This window comes from uncultured Catenibacterium sp. (assembly GCF_900540665.1).
Taxonomy (GTDB): domain Bacteria; phylum Bacillota_I; class Bacilli_A; order Erysipelotrichales; family Coprobacillaceae; genus Catenibacterium.
This window is the reverse complement of the sequence record NZ_UQGV01000047.1, coordinates 1-17,648: the sequence shown is the minus strand read 5'-3', so window position 1 is coordinate 17,648 and position 17,648 is coordinate 1. Positions and strand designations below refer to the sequence as shown.

19 protein-coding genes and 1 other annotated feature are annotated in these 17,648 nt (G+C 34.2%); of the genes, 17 read left to right on the top strand and 2 right to left on the bottom strand.

Going from position 1 to position 17,648, the window contains the following annotated elements; translation table 11 throughout:
- Positions 1 to 122 precede the first annotated feature (122 nt).
- The 7 genes from QZQ55_RS07160 to QZQ55_RS07130 all read left to right on the top strand — a co-directional run bounded on the left by QZQ55_RS07160 (position 123) and on the right by QZQ55_RS07130 (position 6,961).
- Positions 123 to 1,241 (top strand): aldo/keto reductase, encoded by a 1,119-nt coding sequence (locus QZQ55_RS07160; protein WP_117459856.1) that lies wholly within the window; start codon positions 123 to 125, stop codon positions 1,239 to 1,241.
- Between the two features lie 58 nt (positions 1,242 to 1,299).
- On the top strand, positions 1,300 to 2,085 hold the full coding sequence (locus QZQ55_RS07155; protein WP_295091639.1) for an HAD family hydrolase: 786 nt from the start codon (positions 1,300 to 1,302) through the stop codon (positions 2,083 to 2,085).
- A 184-nt stretch (positions 2,086 to 2,269) separates the two neighbouring features.
- The gene (locus QZQ55_RS07150) at positions 2,270 to 3,484 is read left to right on the top strand and encodes an iron-containing alcohol dehydrogenase (protein ID WP_295091637.1); all 1,215 of its coding nucleotides are present in this window, start codon (positions 2,270 to 2,272) and stop codon (positions 3,482 to 3,484) included.
- Positions 3,484 to 3,993, top strand: coding sequence for an NUDIX hydrolase (locus tag QZQ55_RS07145; RefSeq protein WP_295091634.1), 510 nt, complete (start codon positions 3,484 to 3,486; stop codon positions 3,991 to 3,993). Before QZQ55_RS07150 ends, QZQ55_RS07145 begins: the two co-directional genes overlap by 1 nt.
- 146 nt (positions 3,994 to 4,139) lie before the next feature.
- Positions 4,140 to 4,375 (top strand) — a binding site (T-box leader).
- 42 nt (positions 4,376 to 4,417) lie between these two features.
- Positions 4,418 to 5,455 (top strand): methionine ABC transporter ATP-binding protein, encoded by a 1,038-nt coding sequence (locus QZQ55_RS07140; RefSeq protein WP_117458722.1) that lies wholly within the window; start codon positions 4,418 to 4,420, stop codon positions 5,453 to 5,455.
- Positions 5,445 to 6,116: a methionine ABC transporter permease gene (locus QZQ55_RS07135; RefSeq protein WP_117458721.1), complete on the top strand. Its 672-nt coding sequence runs from the start codon at positions 5,445 to 5,447 to the stop codon at positions 6,114 to 6,116. The genes QZQ55_RS07140 and QZQ55_RS07135 overlap by 11 nt, the downstream gene beginning before the upstream one ends.
- Before the next feature lie 23 nt (positions 6,117 to 6,139).
- Positions 6,140 to 6,961 carry a MetQ/NlpA family ABC transporter substrate-binding protein gene (locus QZQ55_RS07130; protein ID WP_117458720.1) on the top strand — a complete coding sequence of 274 codons (822 nt, stop codon included), beginning with the start codon at positions 6,140 to 6,142 and terminating at the stop codon, positions 6,959 to 6,961.
- 156 nt (positions 6,962 to 7,117) lie between these two features.
- On the opposite strand, the gene QZQ55_RS07125 is transcribed toward QZQ55_RS07130, so the two are convergent.
- Both QZQ55_RS07125 and QZQ55_RS07120 read right to left on the bottom strand, forming a co-directional pair.
- Positions 7,118 to 7,792, bottom strand: a complete 675-nt coding sequence (locus QZQ55_RS07125) for a PspA/IM30 family protein (protein WP_295091631.1) — start codon at positions 7,790 to 7,792, stop codon at positions 7,118 to 7,120.
- A 2-nt stretch (positions 7,793 to 7,794) separates the two neighbouring features.
- Positions 7,795 to 8,757: a hypothetical protein gene (locus QZQ55_RS07120; protein ID WP_295091629.1), complete on the bottom strand. Its 963-nt coding sequence runs from the start codon at positions 8,755 to 8,757 to the stop codon at positions 7,795 to 7,797.
- Between the two features lie 323 nt (positions 8,758 to 9,080).
- Here QZQ55_RS07120 and QZQ55_RS07115 point away from each other — a divergent pair, with 323 nt between their 5' ends.
- The 10 genes from QZQ55_RS07115 to QZQ55_RS07070 all read left to right on the top strand — a co-directional run bounded on the left by QZQ55_RS07115 (position 9,081) and on the right by QZQ55_RS07070 (position 17,610).
- Positions 9,081 to 9,608, top strand: a complete 528-nt coding sequence (locus QZQ55_RS07115; protein WP_295091626.1) for a nitroreductase family protein — start codon at positions 9,081 to 9,083, stop codon at positions 9,606 to 9,608.
- Between the two features lie 2 nt (positions 9,609 to 9,610).
- Positions 9,611 to 10,072: a GAF domain-containing protein gene (locus QZQ55_RS07110; protein ID WP_295091623.1), complete on the top strand. Its 462-nt coding sequence runs from the start codon at positions 9,611 to 9,613 to the stop codon at positions 10,070 to 10,072.
- A complete protein-coding gene (locus QZQ55_RS07105; protein ID WP_295091620.1) occupies positions 10,048 to 10,566 on the top strand; it encodes an RNA 2'-phosphotransferase in 519 nt (172 codons plus the stop codon). Before QZQ55_RS07110 ends, QZQ55_RS07105 begins: the two co-directional genes overlap by 25 nt.
- Positions 10,567 to 10,616: 50 nt before the next feature.
- Positions 10,617 to 12,962 (top strand): ferrous iron transport protein B, encoded by a 2,346-nt coding sequence (feoB, locus tag QZQ55_RS07100; protein WP_295091617.1) that lies wholly within the window; start codon positions 10,617 to 10,619, stop codon positions 12,960 to 12,962.
- 81 nt (positions 12,963 to 13,043) lie between these two features.
- Entirely contained in the window at positions 13,044 to 13,484 is a 441-nt protein-coding gene (locus tag QZQ55_RS07095) for a hypothetical protein (protein ID WP_117458713.1), read from the top strand.
- Between the two features lie 196 nt (positions 13,485 to 13,680).
- Complete coding sequence (locus QZQ55_RS07090; RefSeq protein WP_233502420.1) at positions 13,681 to 14,427, top strand: ZIP family metal transporter; 747 nt, start codon at positions 13,681 to 13,683, stop codon at positions 14,425 to 14,427.
- 64 nt (positions 14,428 to 14,491) lie between these two features.
- The gene (locus QZQ55_RS07085; RefSeq protein ID WP_295091614.1) at positions 14,492 to 15,439 is read left to right on the top strand and encodes an Ig-like domain-containing protein; all 948 of its coding nucleotides are present in this window, start codon (positions 14,492 to 14,494) and stop codon (positions 15,437 to 15,439) included.
- Positions 15,440 to 15,492: 53 nt separating this feature from the next.
- Positions 15,493 to 16,398, top strand: coding sequence for a hypothetical protein (locus QZQ55_RS07080; RefSeq protein ID WP_117458711.1), 906 nt, complete (start codon positions 15,493 to 15,495; stop codon positions 16,396 to 16,398).
- A gap of 28 nt (positions 16,399 to 16,426) precedes the next feature.
- Entirely contained in the window at positions 16,427 to 17,209 is a 783-nt protein-coding gene (locus QZQ55_RS07075) for an SDR family oxidoreductase (protein WP_117458710.1), read from the top strand.
- Entirely contained in the window at positions 17,206 to 17,610 is a 405-nt protein-coding gene (locus QZQ55_RS07070; RefSeq protein ID WP_295091612.1) for a DNA-deoxyinosine glycosylase, read from the top strand. Before QZQ55_RS07075 ends, QZQ55_RS07070 begins: the two co-directional genes overlap by 4 nt.
- Positions 17,611 to 17,648 lie beyond the last annotated feature (38 nt).

Sequence of the window (17,648 nt, the reverse complement as noted above, 5' to 3'; positions counted from 1 at the left end):
AAGGGTACATGTTTTTAATTATTTCACCTGTCTACTTGACAGGGGCGGTTCAGTTACAGCTCTTTTTTTCTTGCCCTTAAACCTTACTTTAGGGTTAAAATGAATGTAAGGAGGATATGTATATGAAGAAATTAGGATTTGGTTTAATGCGTCTACCATTACTCGATCAAAATGATGCAGGCAGCATTGATATTGAAGAAACTAAAAGAATGGTGGATACATTTCTAGAAAAAGGATTTACTTATTTTGATACAGCCTGGATGTATTGTGCCTTTAAGAGTGAGGAAGCGACTAAGACAGCTTTAGTCGATAGACATCCAAGAGATTCATTTACACTAGCTGATAAGCTTCATGCAGGCTTTATTGAAACAAAAGAAGATAGAGATAGAATCTTTAATGAACAGTTAAGAAAAACAGGTGCAGGATACTTTGATTATTATCTCTTACATGATGTAGGAACAGATCATTATAAGAAATATACAGAATTGGATTGTTTTACATGGTTAAAGGATAAGAAAGAAAAAGGATTAGTAAAACATATTGGTTTCTCTTTCCATGATAATGCAGACTTATTAGAACGTGTCTTATCTGAACATCCAGAAGTAGAATTTGTACAGCTTCAATTGAATTATCTGGATTGGGAAAGTGAAGGTGTACAGTCACGTAAATGTTATGAGACGGCAGTCAGACATCATGTTCCTGTATTTGTAATGGAACCAGTGAAGGGTGGTACTCTCGCAAATGTACCTGATGAAGTAGAAGAGACATTCAAGTCTTATCATCCAGATATGTCTATTCCATCTTGGGCAATTCGTTTTGCGGCAAGTTTAGATAATGTCCAGGTTGTCTTATCTGGTATGAGTAATATGGAACAGCTATTAGATAATACAGGTTATATGGAAGACTTTAAGCCTTTAAATGAGGAAGAACAGACACTTATTAAGAAGGCTGTTGATATTATTAATAGTAGTATTGAAATTCCTTGTACTGGCTGCTCTTATTGTACAGAAGGTTGTCCAATGCATATTGCGATTCCTAAATATTTCTCACTCTATAATGCTGATAAACAGGAAGTAGCAACTAAATCATGGAGACCTCAAGGAGAATACTATACACGTTTAACACATACTTTTGGTAAAGCAAGTGAATGCATTGGATGTGGTCAGTGTGAAGCGGCATGTCCACAACATCTTCCAATTATTGAGAACTTGCAGAAAGTCGCAGAATACTTTGAAAAATAACTTTTTCTTAAACATCATGGTAAAATAGTATCATGATGTTTTTATATAGGAGGAAATTATGAAGACACTCTATGTAACAGATTTAGATGGGACATTACTAGAACCAGATAAATCGATTAAACCAGAAAACTTAAAACTAATAAACCAACTCATAGATGAAGATGTGAATATTACTTATGCGACTGCACGTTCTCTTATTACCGCAAAACAGGTAATAGGTGATATAAACTTTATGCTTCCTGTAATTGTCCAGAATGGGACATTTATATTATCACCTAAAGGAGATATGATCCTAGGAAACTATTTAGGAGATTCTATACTAGACACTGTAAAGGATTATGATATCTCACCTATTGTTTATTCTCAAATAGGAAAGAAGACTTACTTCTCTTATATTAAGGATAATATGAGTGCAGGAGTAAAAGCTTTTGTGGATGATCATTTAGATGATCCTAGAAATCATCCTGTGAATACTTATGAAGATCTCTATGAGGGGGATATCTTCTATTTATTATTGATCGATGATTATGATAAATTAAAGCCTCTCTATGATTTGTTTAAGGAAGATTATTATGCTGTCTTTGATCAAGAAATGTATTCACATGATTGGTGGTTAGAGGTTATGTCACCTGATGCTTCTAAAGCGAATGCGATTAAATACTTAAAGCAGAAACTACAATGTGATGAAGTGGTTGTATTTGGGGATGGAAAGAATGATATCGAAATGTTTGAAGAGGCAGACTATAGCTGTGCTGTAGAGAATGCAGCTCCTGAACTTATTAAATGTGCAGATGAAGTTATTCATATAAGTGTGCCTCAGTATATAAATCAAAGAAAAAAATGAATTGTTTTTAAAAATTTTTTTGAAGTCTAAATAATGGCTTTATTATCGCAAAAAGTAAAGATATGTATTGTATTTTTTAAACTGTAAGCACCTTTGTAACATTGACTAATGTAAGCGTTTATGATAAAATTTTCACTAGATGAAAAGTTAGTCATCAAAGGTATTGTATAGGAGGAAATATAATATGAGATTTACATTACCAAGAGATTTATATCATGGCAAAGGTGCCTTAGAAAACCTTAAAAACTTAGAAGGTAAGAAAGCTATTATCTGTGTAGGTGGCGGAAGTATGAAGAGAAATGGCTTCCTAGACAGAGCTGTTAAATATCTTGAAGAAGCTGGCATGGAAGTTAGATTATATGAAGGTATCGAACCAGATCCATCAGTAACTACAGTTATGAAAGGTGCTGCAGTTATGGAAGAATTCCAGCCTGACTGGATCGTAGCTATGGGTGGAGGTTCACCTATCGATGCTGCAAAAGCTATGTGGATTAAGTATGAATATCCAGAAATCACATTCGAAGAAATGTGTAAAGTATTTGGTATTCCAAAGTTAAGAAAGAAAGCTCATTTCTGTGCAATCCCATCTACAAGTGGTACTGCAACTGAAGTAACAGCTTTCTCAATCATTACTGATTATGATAAAGGTATTAAATATCCAATCGCTGACTTTGAAATTACTCCAGATGTTGCTATCGTAGATCCTGACTTAGCTGAAACTATGCCAGTTAAATTAGTTGCTCATACAGGTATGGATGCTATGACTCATGCAATTGAAGCATATGTATCTACTGCAAACTGTAACTACACTGATCCACTTGCTATTCATGCAATTGAAATGATCCAGGCTAACTTAGTTAAATCATATAGTGGTGATATGAGCTGCAGAGATGATATGCATGATGCACAGTGCTTAGCAGGTATGGCATTCTCTAACGCATTATTAGGTATCGTACATTCAATGGCTCATAAGACTGGTGCTGCTTTCGTAGACCAGGGTGGACATATTATCCATGGTGCAGCTAATGCTATGTACTTACCAAAGGTTATTGCTTATAACGCAAAAGATGAAACAGCTAAGAAACGTTATGGTGTAATTGCTGATTACATGCACTTAGGTGGAGAAAATGATGATGAAAAGGTTGCATTATTAATTAAATACTTAAGAGGTATGAATGATGCATTAAATATCCCACATAGTATCAACCACTATGGTGCTGATGGTTTACCAGCTGAAGTTGGATTTGTACCTGAAGATGTATTCTTAGAAAGATTACCAGAAATCGCTAAGAACGCTATTGCTGATGCATGTACAGGTTCTAACCCACGTATTCCAACTCAGGAAGAAATGGAAAACTTATTAAAGGCTTGCTACTACGATACAGAAGTTGATTTCTAATGTGTAGAGATAAGAACGGTCTTACAGAAGAAGAATTTTTAAAAAGCTATAATCCTGATAAATATCCTAAACCTTCACTGACAGCTGATATTTGTATCTTTGCTCATTCTGATGTGACAGAGATTCTATTGGTTAAACGTGGTGGACATCCTTATATAGGTAAATGGGCACTGCCTGGAGGCTTCGCTAATAAGAATGAACCGATTGAAAAGACGGCTTCAAGAGAACTTAAAGAAGAGACAGGCATAGAAGGTGTGTCTATGAAGCTTGTAGGTGTTTATAGTCAGCCGGGAAGAGATCCCCGCGGATGGGTTGTATCTACTGCATTTTATGCAGATGTAGATAAGAAGAGTATTCATCCAAAGGCTGGTGATGATGCCAAAGAAGCAAAATGGTTCACTATTGTTGATGAAACACATTTAAGATGTGGTGATATCAATATAGGTATGAATGATCTTGCCTTTGATCATGCTGATATTATTCATGATGCTATAGATAAGGGTCTGTAGAAATACAGATCCTTTTTTTATGCACTGATATAGTTTAAAACTATGGTACCCTATTCTATAAAACTATAATCCTACTAAAGCAGTAGATATTATCGTGTTTTGTGTTGACGCACTAAATTTGTGGTGCTAAGATGAAACCACATCAAGAAAAGACAGTGAAAAGAAGAGTACTGTAATGAAACTTATACAGAGAGTTCCGTTAGCTGAGAAGGAATGAAGGGAAGTTATAGGAAGATGGTCTTGGAGTTGCATGGCTGAAATGTAAGTCATGACGGGAGCGCCCGTTACAGCGATAGAGTATGCAGGTACTCGAAGAGGTTATTAAGGTGACTTAATAATGAATTTAGGTGGTAACACGAAACATTACGTTCTCGTCCTATTATATGGATGAGAACGTTTTTTATTTAAGGGAAGGAGTGAAAACATGATCCACTTAGAACATGTTACAAAGACTTTTAAGACTAAAGATGGCGATGTCCATGCTGTCAAAGATGTCAGTCTGAATATTGAAGAAGGTGAAATCTACGGTATTATTGGTTTCTCAGGGGCTGGTAAATCTACATTAGTAAGATGTATCAACTTATTAGAAAAACCTGATAGCGGTGCTGTTGTATTTGGAGATAAAGATTTATTAAAACTATCCGATGCAGATTTAAGAAAAGAAAGAGAAAAGATTGGAATGATCTTCCAGCACTTTAATCTTTACAACAGTCGTACTATTTATGACAATATCGCTTTTCCATTAAAACATCTAGGCTGGAGTAAGGATAAGATTCAAAAGAGAGTCTTAGAATTACTCGAACTTATCGATTTGGTAGAAAGAAAGGATTCTTATCCAAGTCAGTTATCTGGAGGACAGAAACAAAGAGTCGCAATCGCAAGAGCGCTTGCCAACAATCCTAAAGTACTTCTATGTGATGAAGCCACAAGTGCTTTAGACCCTCAGACAACACAAAGTATTCTTCAGCTTATTAAGAAAGTAAATAAAGAACTTGGCTTAACAGTTATTTTAATTACTCATGAAATGGCTGTAGTGAAGGAAGTATGTGATAAGGTGGCAGTGATGGAAGATGGTAGAGTTGTGGAACAAGGAAACATTGTAGATATCTTCTCTAATCCACAGCATCAGATTACTAAGAACTTTATTGCAACTACAAACAATCTTAATAAGATTGATGAATTGATTAAAGACAATCATCGTATTACACAGTTAAATGAAAACCAGCAGATGGTAAAATTACAGTATCAGAGTTCTAATACAGATGTCGCATTAATCTCAGTATTATCAAGAGATTATAGTGTTGATTGTTCTATTATCTTTGGGAATGTAGAAATTATCCAGGGACAGCCAATTGGTACACTCATTACAATCTTTACTGGTGAAGATGTAGATATCAAGAAAGCATTAGAATTCACAAAACAGCAGGGAGTTAAAGTGGAGGTGATTAAACGTGGTAACTAAGTTATTTCCAAACGTTATAGAGTTTGCTTCAGATTTTCCACAGGCAATTATTGATACATTAATTATGTTAGTTGTCAGTGGTTTAATCTCAGTCGTTATTGGAGTCTTCTTAGCAGTAATCGTAGTAATCACTAGAAAAGATGGTTTAAAAGAAAATGAACCTGTTTTCTGGCTCTTAGATAAGATTATTAACTTGTTTAGATCTATCCCATTCATTATCTTGATTCCTACTGTTGCAGTACTCTCTCGTGCCTTATTTGGTACAACTATTGGTATCGAAGGTGCACTTGTTCCTCTAGTTATAGGAACAGCACCATTTGTCGCAAGACAGATGGAATCAGCCATTATGGAAATTGATCCAGGAATCATTGAAGCAAGTATTGCGATGGGACTCAGTACAAAAGAAATCATCTTTGATGTTTATCTAAGAGAAAATATTCCAGGGATGATCAGAGGTCTTACAATTTCATTTATTGCGTTAGTTGGACAGATTGCGATTGTTGGTTCTGTTGGCGCAGGCGGACTTGGTGATATGGCGATCAGATATGGTCTACAGAGATCAATGGGAGATATCACATTCGTCGTTATTATCTTAATTCTTATTTTAATTTCAATTGTTCAGGCAATTGGTGACAAACTCGTAGAAAAAACAACACATTAATTAATACATTGGAGGAAAATATTATGAACAAAAACATTTTAAAAGTATTTACAGCAGGTCTTTTAGCTTTCTCATTAGCAGGATGTGGAAGTAAGTCAGATTCTAAAACTATTACAGTAGGTGCAACAACTTCACCTCATGCTATTATCTTAAAGCATATCCAGCCAGAATTTGAAAAAGCAGGATATAAATTAAAGATTAAGGAATTCTCAGATTATCCTAACATCAACCCATCTACTTCAGATGGTTCATTAGATGCAAACTTCTTCCAGCATCAGCCATACTTAACTTCTTACAACAAGGATAAGGGTTATAAGAAGGGTGATGATGGATATCTAGTATCAGTAGGTGCAATCCACTTTGAACCTTTAGGATTATACTCAACTCAATATAAAGCAGTATCTGATATTAAAGATGGTGCTAAGATTGCAATTCCTAATGATGCTACAAATGAAGCAAGAGCTTTATTATTACTTGCAGACAATGGTGTTCTTACATTAAAGAAAGACACAGGTGTAACTGCAACTAAGAAGGATGTTGTTTCTTACAACAAAAAAGTTGAATTAGTAGAAGTAGATGCTGCACAGGTGGCTTCTAAATTACCTGATGTTGATTTTGGTATTATTAATGGTAACTATGCATTAGATGCAAAAGTAACAGATAAGATCATTACTTCTGAAGATTCAAATTCTGAAGCTGCAAAGACTTACCAGAATATTATCGCTGTAAAAGAATCAAATAAAGATAATAAAGCAATTAAGAAACTAGTTGAAATCTTAAAGAGCGATAGCACTAAGAAATGGATTGAAAAGAAATTTGGAGTATCTGTAAAACCTGCAGAATAATGAATTGAGGCGGTCATTCGACCGCTTTTAGACTGTTGACAAACAAAATGTTAACAGTCTTTTTTTAAGCAAAAAAAAATAAAAATACCAATTTGGGTTATCCCAATTGATATTTTCATTAAATTTGTTACTAGTATGAGGAATATACAAATGTAATTATAATCCAAGCTTTGCTTTCATAGCAGCAAGTTCGTCTTCTACAGAAGCATCACCTTTTGAGGTATATTTATCAGCTAAAGAAGAAGCTGCACTTGTATGAGCATTTAATTCGGCTTCAGCAGTAGCTGCATCCAACATTTTTTCAGCTTTCTTTTCATAACGTTCAAATGATTCCATAGAAGATTTAGCCTTATCTCCACCAGAGACTATTGTATTAATATGTTCTTGAGCTTTTGCAGAAGCAACAGTTGCTTTAATAGCATCTCTTCTAGCTTCTAATGTTTCAATATCATTGACAAGTTTATCATACATTTGACGCATTTTATCTTCATTAGCATAAGTTAGTTCTTGTGTCTTTTTATAAGAAACAAGATTGCTTTCATATTGTTGCTTTTTAGCAATTAATGTTCTAGCATCATCTTCATTACCAGCCTTTAAGGCATTTTGTGCAGCTGTTGTATATTTTGCGATTTCTGCTTCACATTCTTTCACTTGACGATCTGCAGTTTTTGCATCCGCAATAATATTAGCTGTTTCTTTTTTTACTTCAGCTAAATCTTCCTTTAAATTTCTTAATGTTTGATCAATCATTTTTGCTGGATCTTCACATTTGTCTAATAAAGCATTAATATTGCTTTTCATAATGTCAGTAAATCTAGAAATAATTCCCATAGTTATTCTTTCCTTTCTTCATTTAAATACTTCTCTCTTAATTCATCAGTTTTATCAAGAGGTGTTTTTAAAATTTCAATTGTTTCTTCGGCTTTTTCTTTATCACGTTTAAACTTTATGCGTAAGATATAAATGGTCCCACCTAAAACAATCATAATTCCAACTATAATACATATAATTTTTATAATATCTTTAGAAGTAGTTGTTCTTGTCATAATCGTTTTTGCGGTAGAATCATATACCTTTGTAAAAACATCTACTGTAGAAAGCGAACTATCACTCCAATAACGATCAATATAGTTCCAAAAAATATCAATCGCTTCACTATCCATTACAGAAGTAACTTGTTTCCCATTGACATAAGCCATATATCCAATTTCATTAGGATTAGAGTCCGCATAGTAGATGAGTAAAAACGTACCTTCATTATCAATATTTTCTTCATACCAAGTTTGTGCGTAACTATTTTTTTGATCATCACTTATTAGAGTCGAATCATAGCTTTTTAAATAAATATAAGGCTGAACTCCCGTTTTATTATAGAAGTTCATAAGATTTTTAGAAAGTCGTGAACTGTTTTCAATATAACCTAATTCATCTTTAATACAATTATTGTTATAAGGAACACGATTTTCTATTTTTTCACGATTAATTGTAGAAACAACTTTATTATGATCATTGCTTATCATGAAAAAACTAAAAACAATTATCGCAAAAATAATAATACAAACAATTAATGTTCCTAAACCACTAGTAGAACCTGTATAACCATGTCTGCTATTTCTATAATAGCCTCTTCGATAAGGAGAAGTATTATGATAATGGTTTATAGAAGGGCCTCTATTAAAAGAGGAACCTCCTGTAGGACGACTTGATTGACCAACGTGATGACCACCACTTACGCGACTACTTGAATGCCCACCAGAAGAACGATGCCCACCACTGCTAGTTCCAGGTCTTGGCATATTTTCACCTCTTTTCCTTGTTTTTTTAGTACAATAATTATAACTTAATTTAATTTTTAAAAGTAGAGATAAATAGAAAATGTAAGAAATGTAAGAAATTGAGACACAAGTAACTTATTTTGTTTATTATAACATAAAATAAAAAGTGATAGATTTTAAAGAACTATTATGAAGTGCTAGTTGTATTGTTTGCTTCAAATAGCAATTCTATATAAACTTACATTTTCATCTAATTTGTTGACAATCTAAAGCAATCGATTGATCGCTTTTTGTTTATCTAGAAGAGTATTTCTTATATAATAGTTCTATAAGGAGAAAATCTTATGGAATTTGATCAGTTATTAGAAGAAAGATACTCTGTTAGAAAGTTCTCTAATCAGAAGGTAGATAAAGAAAAAATAGATAAAATATTAGAAGCTGCAAGAATAGCACCTACAGCTGTAAACTATCAGCCACAAAGAATTCTTGTAGTAGAAGATCCAGATAATCTTGCGAAACTAAAGGAATGCACTAGATATCATTTCCATGCACCTCTCGCAATGATTTTATGCTATGACAAGACTGTATCATGGAAGGATATGCATAATAGAGAATGTGGTGAAGTAGATGTGTCTATTGTGGCTACATATATGATGCTTAAAATCTTTGATTTAGGATTAGGTTCTACTTATGTAGGTGCTTTTGATTATAAGGAGTTAATCAAACAGTTTAATATTCCTGAAAATTATGTGCCAGTATTGATCTTACCTATTGGTTATCCTAGAGAAGATTGTGTACCTGGACCAATGCATGATAAGAGAAAAGAGTTAGATACTATTGTATCTTATGAGGAATATACACAGGGGGAATAATAATGGAGTTATTAGTAAAACAATTAGAAGCACTTATTTCACCAAATGAATGGATTGTGACTAACTTGTCTAATGCGAGTGCTTTAATGATGGATGTAATTGATGATATTAGCTGGGTAGGCTTTTATGTGATGAGAGCAGGGGAACTTGTCTTAGGTCCTTTCCAGGGAAAAGTAGCATGTACACATATTAAGGTAGGTAAGGGCGCATGTGGTGTATGTGTACAGGGAGACCAGACAATTCTTATTGAAGATGTGTCTACATTCCCTGGCTATATTGCCTGTGATGCAGAAGCAAAGTCTGAAATTGTAGTCCCTTTACATGATGAAGAAGGTAAGGTGATTGCAGTATTAGATGTAGATTCTAATTCATTGGCTCGTTTTGGTGATCAGGAACAGGAGTTATTTGAAGCTCTTGGTAAGGTATTAGAGAAATCGTTATGGAGCGAAAAAGTAGACGCTTAAGTTATATTCTCAGACATTGTCCAGAAAGTATTGGACTTGAATTAGATGATCATGGTTATGGTGATGTTCAAAAGATATTAGATGCATTAAATATCACATTAACACAATTAGATACAATTGTGAGAGAAGATGAGAAACAGCGTTATTCATATAATGTCGATCATACAAGAATACGTGCGAATCAGGGACATTCTATTCCTGTTAATGTAGATTTAAAAGAAGTCCAGCCACCAGATATTCTATATCATGGCACAGCAACTCGTTTTGTTTCTTCTATTCTAGAAGAAGGTATTTTGAGTCAGACACGTTTATACGTTCATTTGTCTCAAGACAAAGAAACTGCAACGAAGGTTGGCTCTAGACATGGTGAACCGTATGTCTTTATTATTGATACAAAACAGATGTATAAAGACGGATACAAGTTCTTTCTCTCAGAAAACAATATCTATCTTACAAAGATTATACCTACAAAATACTTATTGGCTTCCACCTAAGGAAGCCTTTTGTGCTATACTTGTCTAGAGAATATAAAGGAGGGGTTTTTATGACTCTAGATGAGTTAAAGATTGGCGAAAGTGCTACAGTTACTTATGTAGGGGGATCTGGGTCATTAAGACAACATTTCCTAGATATGGGTTTAATACCAGGTTCTGTTGTAACATTGGAGAAATTCGCCCCAATGGGTGATCCAATGGAATTACGTATTCATGGCTATGAGCTAACATTACGTTTAGATGATGCAAAAAAGATTGGAATAGATATGACAACTAAAGGTGTGGAAGATCATACACCTATTCCACCTATTCAACACCATATTCACCCAGGACTTGGTGAAGGTGGTAAATATCATGATAAAGAAACTGAAAATCCTTTATCAGAAGGAACACAGATTACCTTTGCATTAGCAGGTAACCAGAACTGTGGCAAAACTACATTATTTAATCAATTAACAGGTTCTAATCAACATGTAGGGAACTTCCCTGGTGTGACTGTTGATAGAAAGAGCGGGTCTATTAAAGGACATCCAGAAACACTTGTAACTGATTTGCCAGGTATTTATTCTTTATCTCCTTATACAAGTGAAGAATTAGTATCTAGACAGTATATCTTAGATGAAAAACCCAAAGGAATCATCAATATCGTAGATGCAACAAATATAGAAAGAAACCTATATCTCACTATGCAGTTAATGGAACTAGATGTACCAATGGTTCTTGCACTGAATATGATGGATGAAGTAAGAGGTAATGGTGGTTATGTTCATCTAAATAAGATGGAAGAACTATTGGGTATCCCAGTTGTTCCTATTTCTGCAGCTAAGAATGAAGGTATTGATGAACTAGTGAATCATGCCATCCATGTAGCGAAATATCAAGAAGCACCTTTAAGACAGGACTTTTGTGATGAAAATGATGAAGGTGGAGCAGTGCATAGATGCTTACATGCCATCATGCATTTAATTGAAGACCATGCAAAGCGAGCTGGTATACCATTACGTTTTGCAGCTAATAAATTAGTAGAAGGTGATGCAAGAGTAGAAGCAGCCTTAGACCTTGATACAAATGAAAAAGAAATGATTGAACATATCATTTCACAGATGGAAGAAGAAAGAGGATTAGACCGTACTGCTGCTATTGCAGATATGCGTTTCACTTTTATTAATAAATTAGTCAAAGAAACAGTTGTTAAACCACATGAAAGTAAAGAAAGAGAAAGAAGCCGTAAGATTGATGAAGTCTTAACAGGTAAATATACAGGTGTACCAGCTTTTATCATTATTATGGCTTTGGTATTCTTCTTAACCTTTAATGTATTTGGTGCCTGGGGGCAGTCACTTATGGAAATGGGTGTAGATGCATTGACTAATATAGTTGATCAAGGACTCACTGCATGGGATATTAATCCAGTACTTCATTCATTAGTTATTGATGGTGTATTCCAGGGTGTGGGCTCTATTATCAGTTTCTTACCTATTATCGTTATTTTATTCTTCTTCTTATCATTACTAGAAGATACAGGATATATGGCTCGTGTTGCTTTTGTAAGTGATAAACTACTCAGAAAGATTGGTTTATCAGGAAGAAGTATTGTGCCAATGTTGATTGGATTTGGATGTTCTGTACCAAGTGTTATGGCAAGCCGTACACTTCCTTCAGAACGTGACCGTAAGATGACAATCATGTTGACACCATTTATGAGTTGTACTGCAAAGCTTCCAATCTATGCATTCTTTGCAGCTGCATTCTTCCCTAAACAGGCTGGCTTAGTCATGGTTGGATTATATATCTTTGGTATTGTGATGGGTATTATTACAGCACTTATTTCTAAGCGTTTCTTATTCAAGGGTGAAGCTGTTCCATTTGTGATGGAACTGCCTAACTACCGTATGCCTAGCGCAAAGACTACTTTCCAATTATTATGGGATAAAGCCAAGGACTTCTTACAAAGAGCTTTTGGAATTATCTTTATCGCTTCTATTGTCATCTGGTTCTTACAGAGCTTTAACTTAAGATTAGATTTAGTTACTAATTCACAGGATAGTATCTTAGCTATGATAGCAGGATTCATTGCACCAATCTTCAAACCTTTAGGTTTTGGTGATTGGAGAATCTCTACATCACTTATTGCAGGATTTATGGCTAAAGAAAGTGTTGTTTCTACACTCTCAGTATTATTCAAAGGAACAGAATCTTTAATGACAGTACTTACACCTCTAGGTGCATTATCACTCTTAATATTCTGTTTATTATATACACCTTGCGTAGCAGCTATTGCTTCTATTAAAAGAGAATTAGGCGCTGCCTGGGCTATGAAAATTGTGGTATTCCAGTGTGTTATTGCCTGGATTTGTGCCTTTATCGTACATACTATTGGATTACTCTTTATATAATTATTTTTTTCAAAATAGTTGTAATGTTTGATACATTTATTGTGATTAATTATAATAAAAGTATTGAAGGAGGTGTTCATCATGAAGTTATCTAAAATCATACTTTATTCAGATGCGAAAGGACGTGGGATTAAACCAGATGCTTGCGTAGAAGTCAGTCAGCGTTTAACAATCCTAGGTGATGGACACATCTGGTTTACCGGATATGATTATGGAGATGGATTTAACTCTAGAAGAATCACTAGACGTAAAAGAGTGAATATAGGTCAAGAAAAAGCAGAAACACTCTTAGAACTATTAAAAGAATTCTTTCTTGAATCTTCTAATCATCCATCATCTACAAATCGTGACTGGTGGCGTATTCAGTTAATTGATGAAGATGGACATGAATACAACTATAATGTATCTGCCGTAGGAGATGTTATTCTCAAAGAAATAGATATAACACAATACATGAGGAATATTATTCCTATAGATGATATGTACTTGTTTGGGAAAAAGGATTCACATAATTTGACATAATCGAATTATAATCTTAACACAATCTTTAAGTATTATATATATCGTAGTCAAGCAATCCCTTCCCTTCGTTAGACTACAAAGTACAAGTGTAAATACAAGAAAGAAGATAAGTGTTCCCCATGCTTATCTTTTTTCTTTATCATATAGTTTGTGCTTACTAACTAATTTATGTAATATGAAGGACAGGAGGTATTATATGGTTTTAATTATACCCTTTATTGGAACAACATTAGGTGCAGCCTGTGTGTTCTTTATGAAAAAAGAATTAAGTATCAATATACAAAAAGCACTTACTGGATTTGCGGCAGGTGTGATGGTTGCTGCCTCTATCTGGAGTTTAATTATTCCTTCACTTGAACAGGCGTCTACCTTTATTCCTGCACTTATTGGATTTTGGTTAGGTATTCTATTCTTATTATTGCTTGATCATTTGATTCCTCATATGCATCTAGACCATAGTCAGGAAGGACCACGAAGTCACTTATCTCAAACAATCAAGCTTGTACTTGCAGTAACGATTCACAACATTCCTGAAGGAATGGCAGTCGGTATTGTTTATGCATCTTACTTATCAGGAAATCATACAATTACGGCCATGGGTGCACTCGCACTATCTTTAGGTATCGCAATACAGAACTTTCCTGAAGGTGCTATTGTATCCATGCCTTTAAGAAGTACAGGTGCGTCACGATTGAAGTCATTTATGTATGGCACATTATCAGGTATTGTAGAACCCATAGGTGGTTTCATTACAATCTTACTTGCACGTTATATTATCTCAGTGATGCCTTATCTACTTAGTTTTGCGGCAGGCGCAATGATGTATGTGGTAGTAGAAGAATTAATTCCTGAGATGAGTCAGGGAGAACATTCACACCTAGGTGTCTTGTTTTTTTCAGTAGGTTTTACTTTGATGATGGTTCTAGATGTGGCATTAGGTTAATTCGTAGTATTCATCTTTACTATTATTTAAATTAAGCATAAGATAGAGATAAGAGGTGAAATAAATGCGAAAGATATTCATAGTTTTATTGATGTCTTTGTTTTTTATAAGCCCAGTTTATGCAGATAATCATGTAGTCAATGTCAGTTATGATGGAGAAGTAACAACAGCTTCTGGAACAGCACCATCACTTCCACTCAAGGCAAAGATTACTTTCTATGATGGGAGTGAGAAGGATTATAATATCGACTGGAATACATTTGATGAAAGCTTATATAAGACAAGAAATGCGAGTCAATTTACTGTCACAGGTTCAATTGCGGACTTACAAGTGACAACAAGTTGTATAGTGAATGTAGAAGCGGCTAAAATAACACATATCGATGAATTAGCCAATAAAACAGTGATTATAGGAGAAGCTCTCTCTTTACCTGCCACCGCTTCTGTGACATGGTCCAATGGGGATCAATCAAATGAAATCATACGCTGGGATAATTATGATGATAATGCCTTAAAATATGTACATACTTTTTCTTTAACTGGTCATATTTATGACCAGACGATTACACAGACAGTTCATGTAAAGTATGCATCTATTACAAGTGTGAGTGTTCCTGCAGTTGTTTCTACTACAGTGGGTGTAGAAGCAGAATTACCACAATATGCGACTGTTAGTTACTCTAATAAGACAAGTAAGAAGGTTAAGATTATTTGGGACAACCAGGTCTTTAATGAAGCGGGTAAGTATACAGTTTATGGGAAGTTATATAAGTCTACACATAAAGTCTCTATACGTGTAGAAGTAAAGAAAAATAAGGATACAACGATAGAAACACCAAAACAGGAAGAACCTGTAAAAAAGACTAAGAAAAAGAATAAGAAGGTTCAAAAAGAAGAGAAGTCATCTTTTTCTTATATGATCGCATTAGTTGTATTTTTAGCTATTTTATTTGGTTTTATCACATTTATTTCTTTTATTAAAAGAAAGATTAGAATTCAAGAGAATCGTTAAGGATTCTCTTTCTATTTTTGTTTATATAGTAAGCGCTTGCTGGAGGGTAGGATATGAATGAAATAAGGGGTGTTAGAAAAAAGAATGTGATAAAGATTATTCAATCATTAGTAAAACAGGGTGGTTGTACTAAGAATGAATTAGTATTCTATACAGGTTTATCTTTGTCTACGATTGATAGTCTTTTAGAAGAAATGTTGAAAAGTAATCTAGTGATTAAGGCAGGCTATAGAGAATCAACAGGTGGTAGACCAAGTATGTCTTATACAGTGAATGGAGAGTTTTCACAGACGTTATGTATTTATACATATAAGCATGATAAGACAATAACAGTTATAGGACGTCTTTATAATCTTTATAGTGAGATGATGGAAGAAAAGAGAAGAGATATACCTAAGTTAGATCATGATGCATTATGTTCTTTTATTGATGGAATGTTGAATGCTCAGGTGCATACAATATGTCTCTCTTTACCTGATTGTAATATAGATTTAAAGCACTATTATAAACAACGTGTACTTGTAAAGAATGATGTGTATATGGGGGCTATAGGCGCTTATATCAAGCATATGCAGTATGATTCTATCGTCTTATTGGATTCAAAAGTCAATTCACGTTTAGGAATAGTTATTAATGGACATCTTGTAGAAGGAAAGAGTTCTATTGCCGGGCAAATTCGTTATATGCCTTTGATAGAAAATAAGAATAGACGTTCTATGAAAGGCAGAAGCCAATTACTTGTCATAGAACTACAGAATATTATTGGTATGTTGAATCCCGAAGCCGTTGTGATATGTGCTCAAGCTATTGATCAACATTATGTAGAAGAAGAATTATTAAAGATCTTTAAGATGAATGATATGCCACATTTAATATATATTGATGACTTTATTGATGAAGTCATGTTAGGTATGGAGAGTATAAGCAAAGACAGTTTATTTGACAATCTATCAAGATAAAGTATGATGGTAGAAAGGGGTGAAATAGATGTCACAAACAGTATTAATTACAGGTGCTTCTAATGGAATAGGGAAAGCATGTGCACGTGTGTTTGCGAGAAAAGGATACGATCTTGTTCTTGTTGCACGTCATAGAGAAAAACTAGAAGCAGTAAAGAAAGAATTATCAGAATATGATGTACATATCAAAGTGGTTGCAATGGATCTTACAGGAGAAGATGCTGCTGTGGATTTATATAATAACTTAGTTCTTGATGATATAAGTATTGATATTCTAGTGAATAATGCAGGTTTTGGAGATCATGGAGCATTCCATGATGCATCATGGGAAAAACAGAAAAAGATGGTTTTATTGAATATAATGGCTTTAATGCAGATGACTTATGTATTTGGTCAGTCAATGAAACGTAGAAAGAAAGGCCGTATATTGAATGTGGCTTCTATTGCAGGACTTTGTGCAGGACCTTATATGTCTACCTATTATGCAACAAAAGCTTTTGTATTGTCTTTTAGTGAATCCATTGCGTATGAGTTAAAGAATTATAATGTAGAAGTATCATGTTTATGCCCTGGCCCTACTAAAACAGGATTTATGGATGTAGCTAACTTAGGGCAGTCTCCGATGTTTAAATTATTTAAACCACAGTCTGCAGAAGCAGTGGCTGAAATAGGTATTCAAGGTTTGTTTGATAATCGTTTAGTTCAGTTTACTGGTTTATCAGGACACTTATTAAATCTTGCAGCAAGACTCTTACCACGTTCATTTTTGAGTTCATGTACAGGATTTGTGAATGGAAAGAGAAAAGTATGATTGAACATCCATTAGAACCAATCATAGATGAACAATGTGAAGTATTGATACTAGGAAGTTTCCCTTCAGTGAAATCAAGGGAAATTTCTTTCTATTATGGACATCCACAAAATAGATTTTGGAAAATTATTGGTACTATCACAGAGACAAACTATGAAACAATAGAAGATAAGAAAAAGATGTTACTGGAACATCATATTGCGATATGGGATATCATCCACTCATGTACTATTACAGGAAGCAGTGATGCCTCTATTAAGGATGTCGTACCAAATGATATTAAGACATTAATACAAGGTACAAATATTAAAAGAATATATTGTAATGGAGGCACATCTTTAAAGCTATATAAGAAATATCAGGAAAAAGAAACAGGAATAAAAGCAATGGTATTAAGTTAAAGAAAACTAATACCATCGGGTAGTTAAGTTAAGGTGTC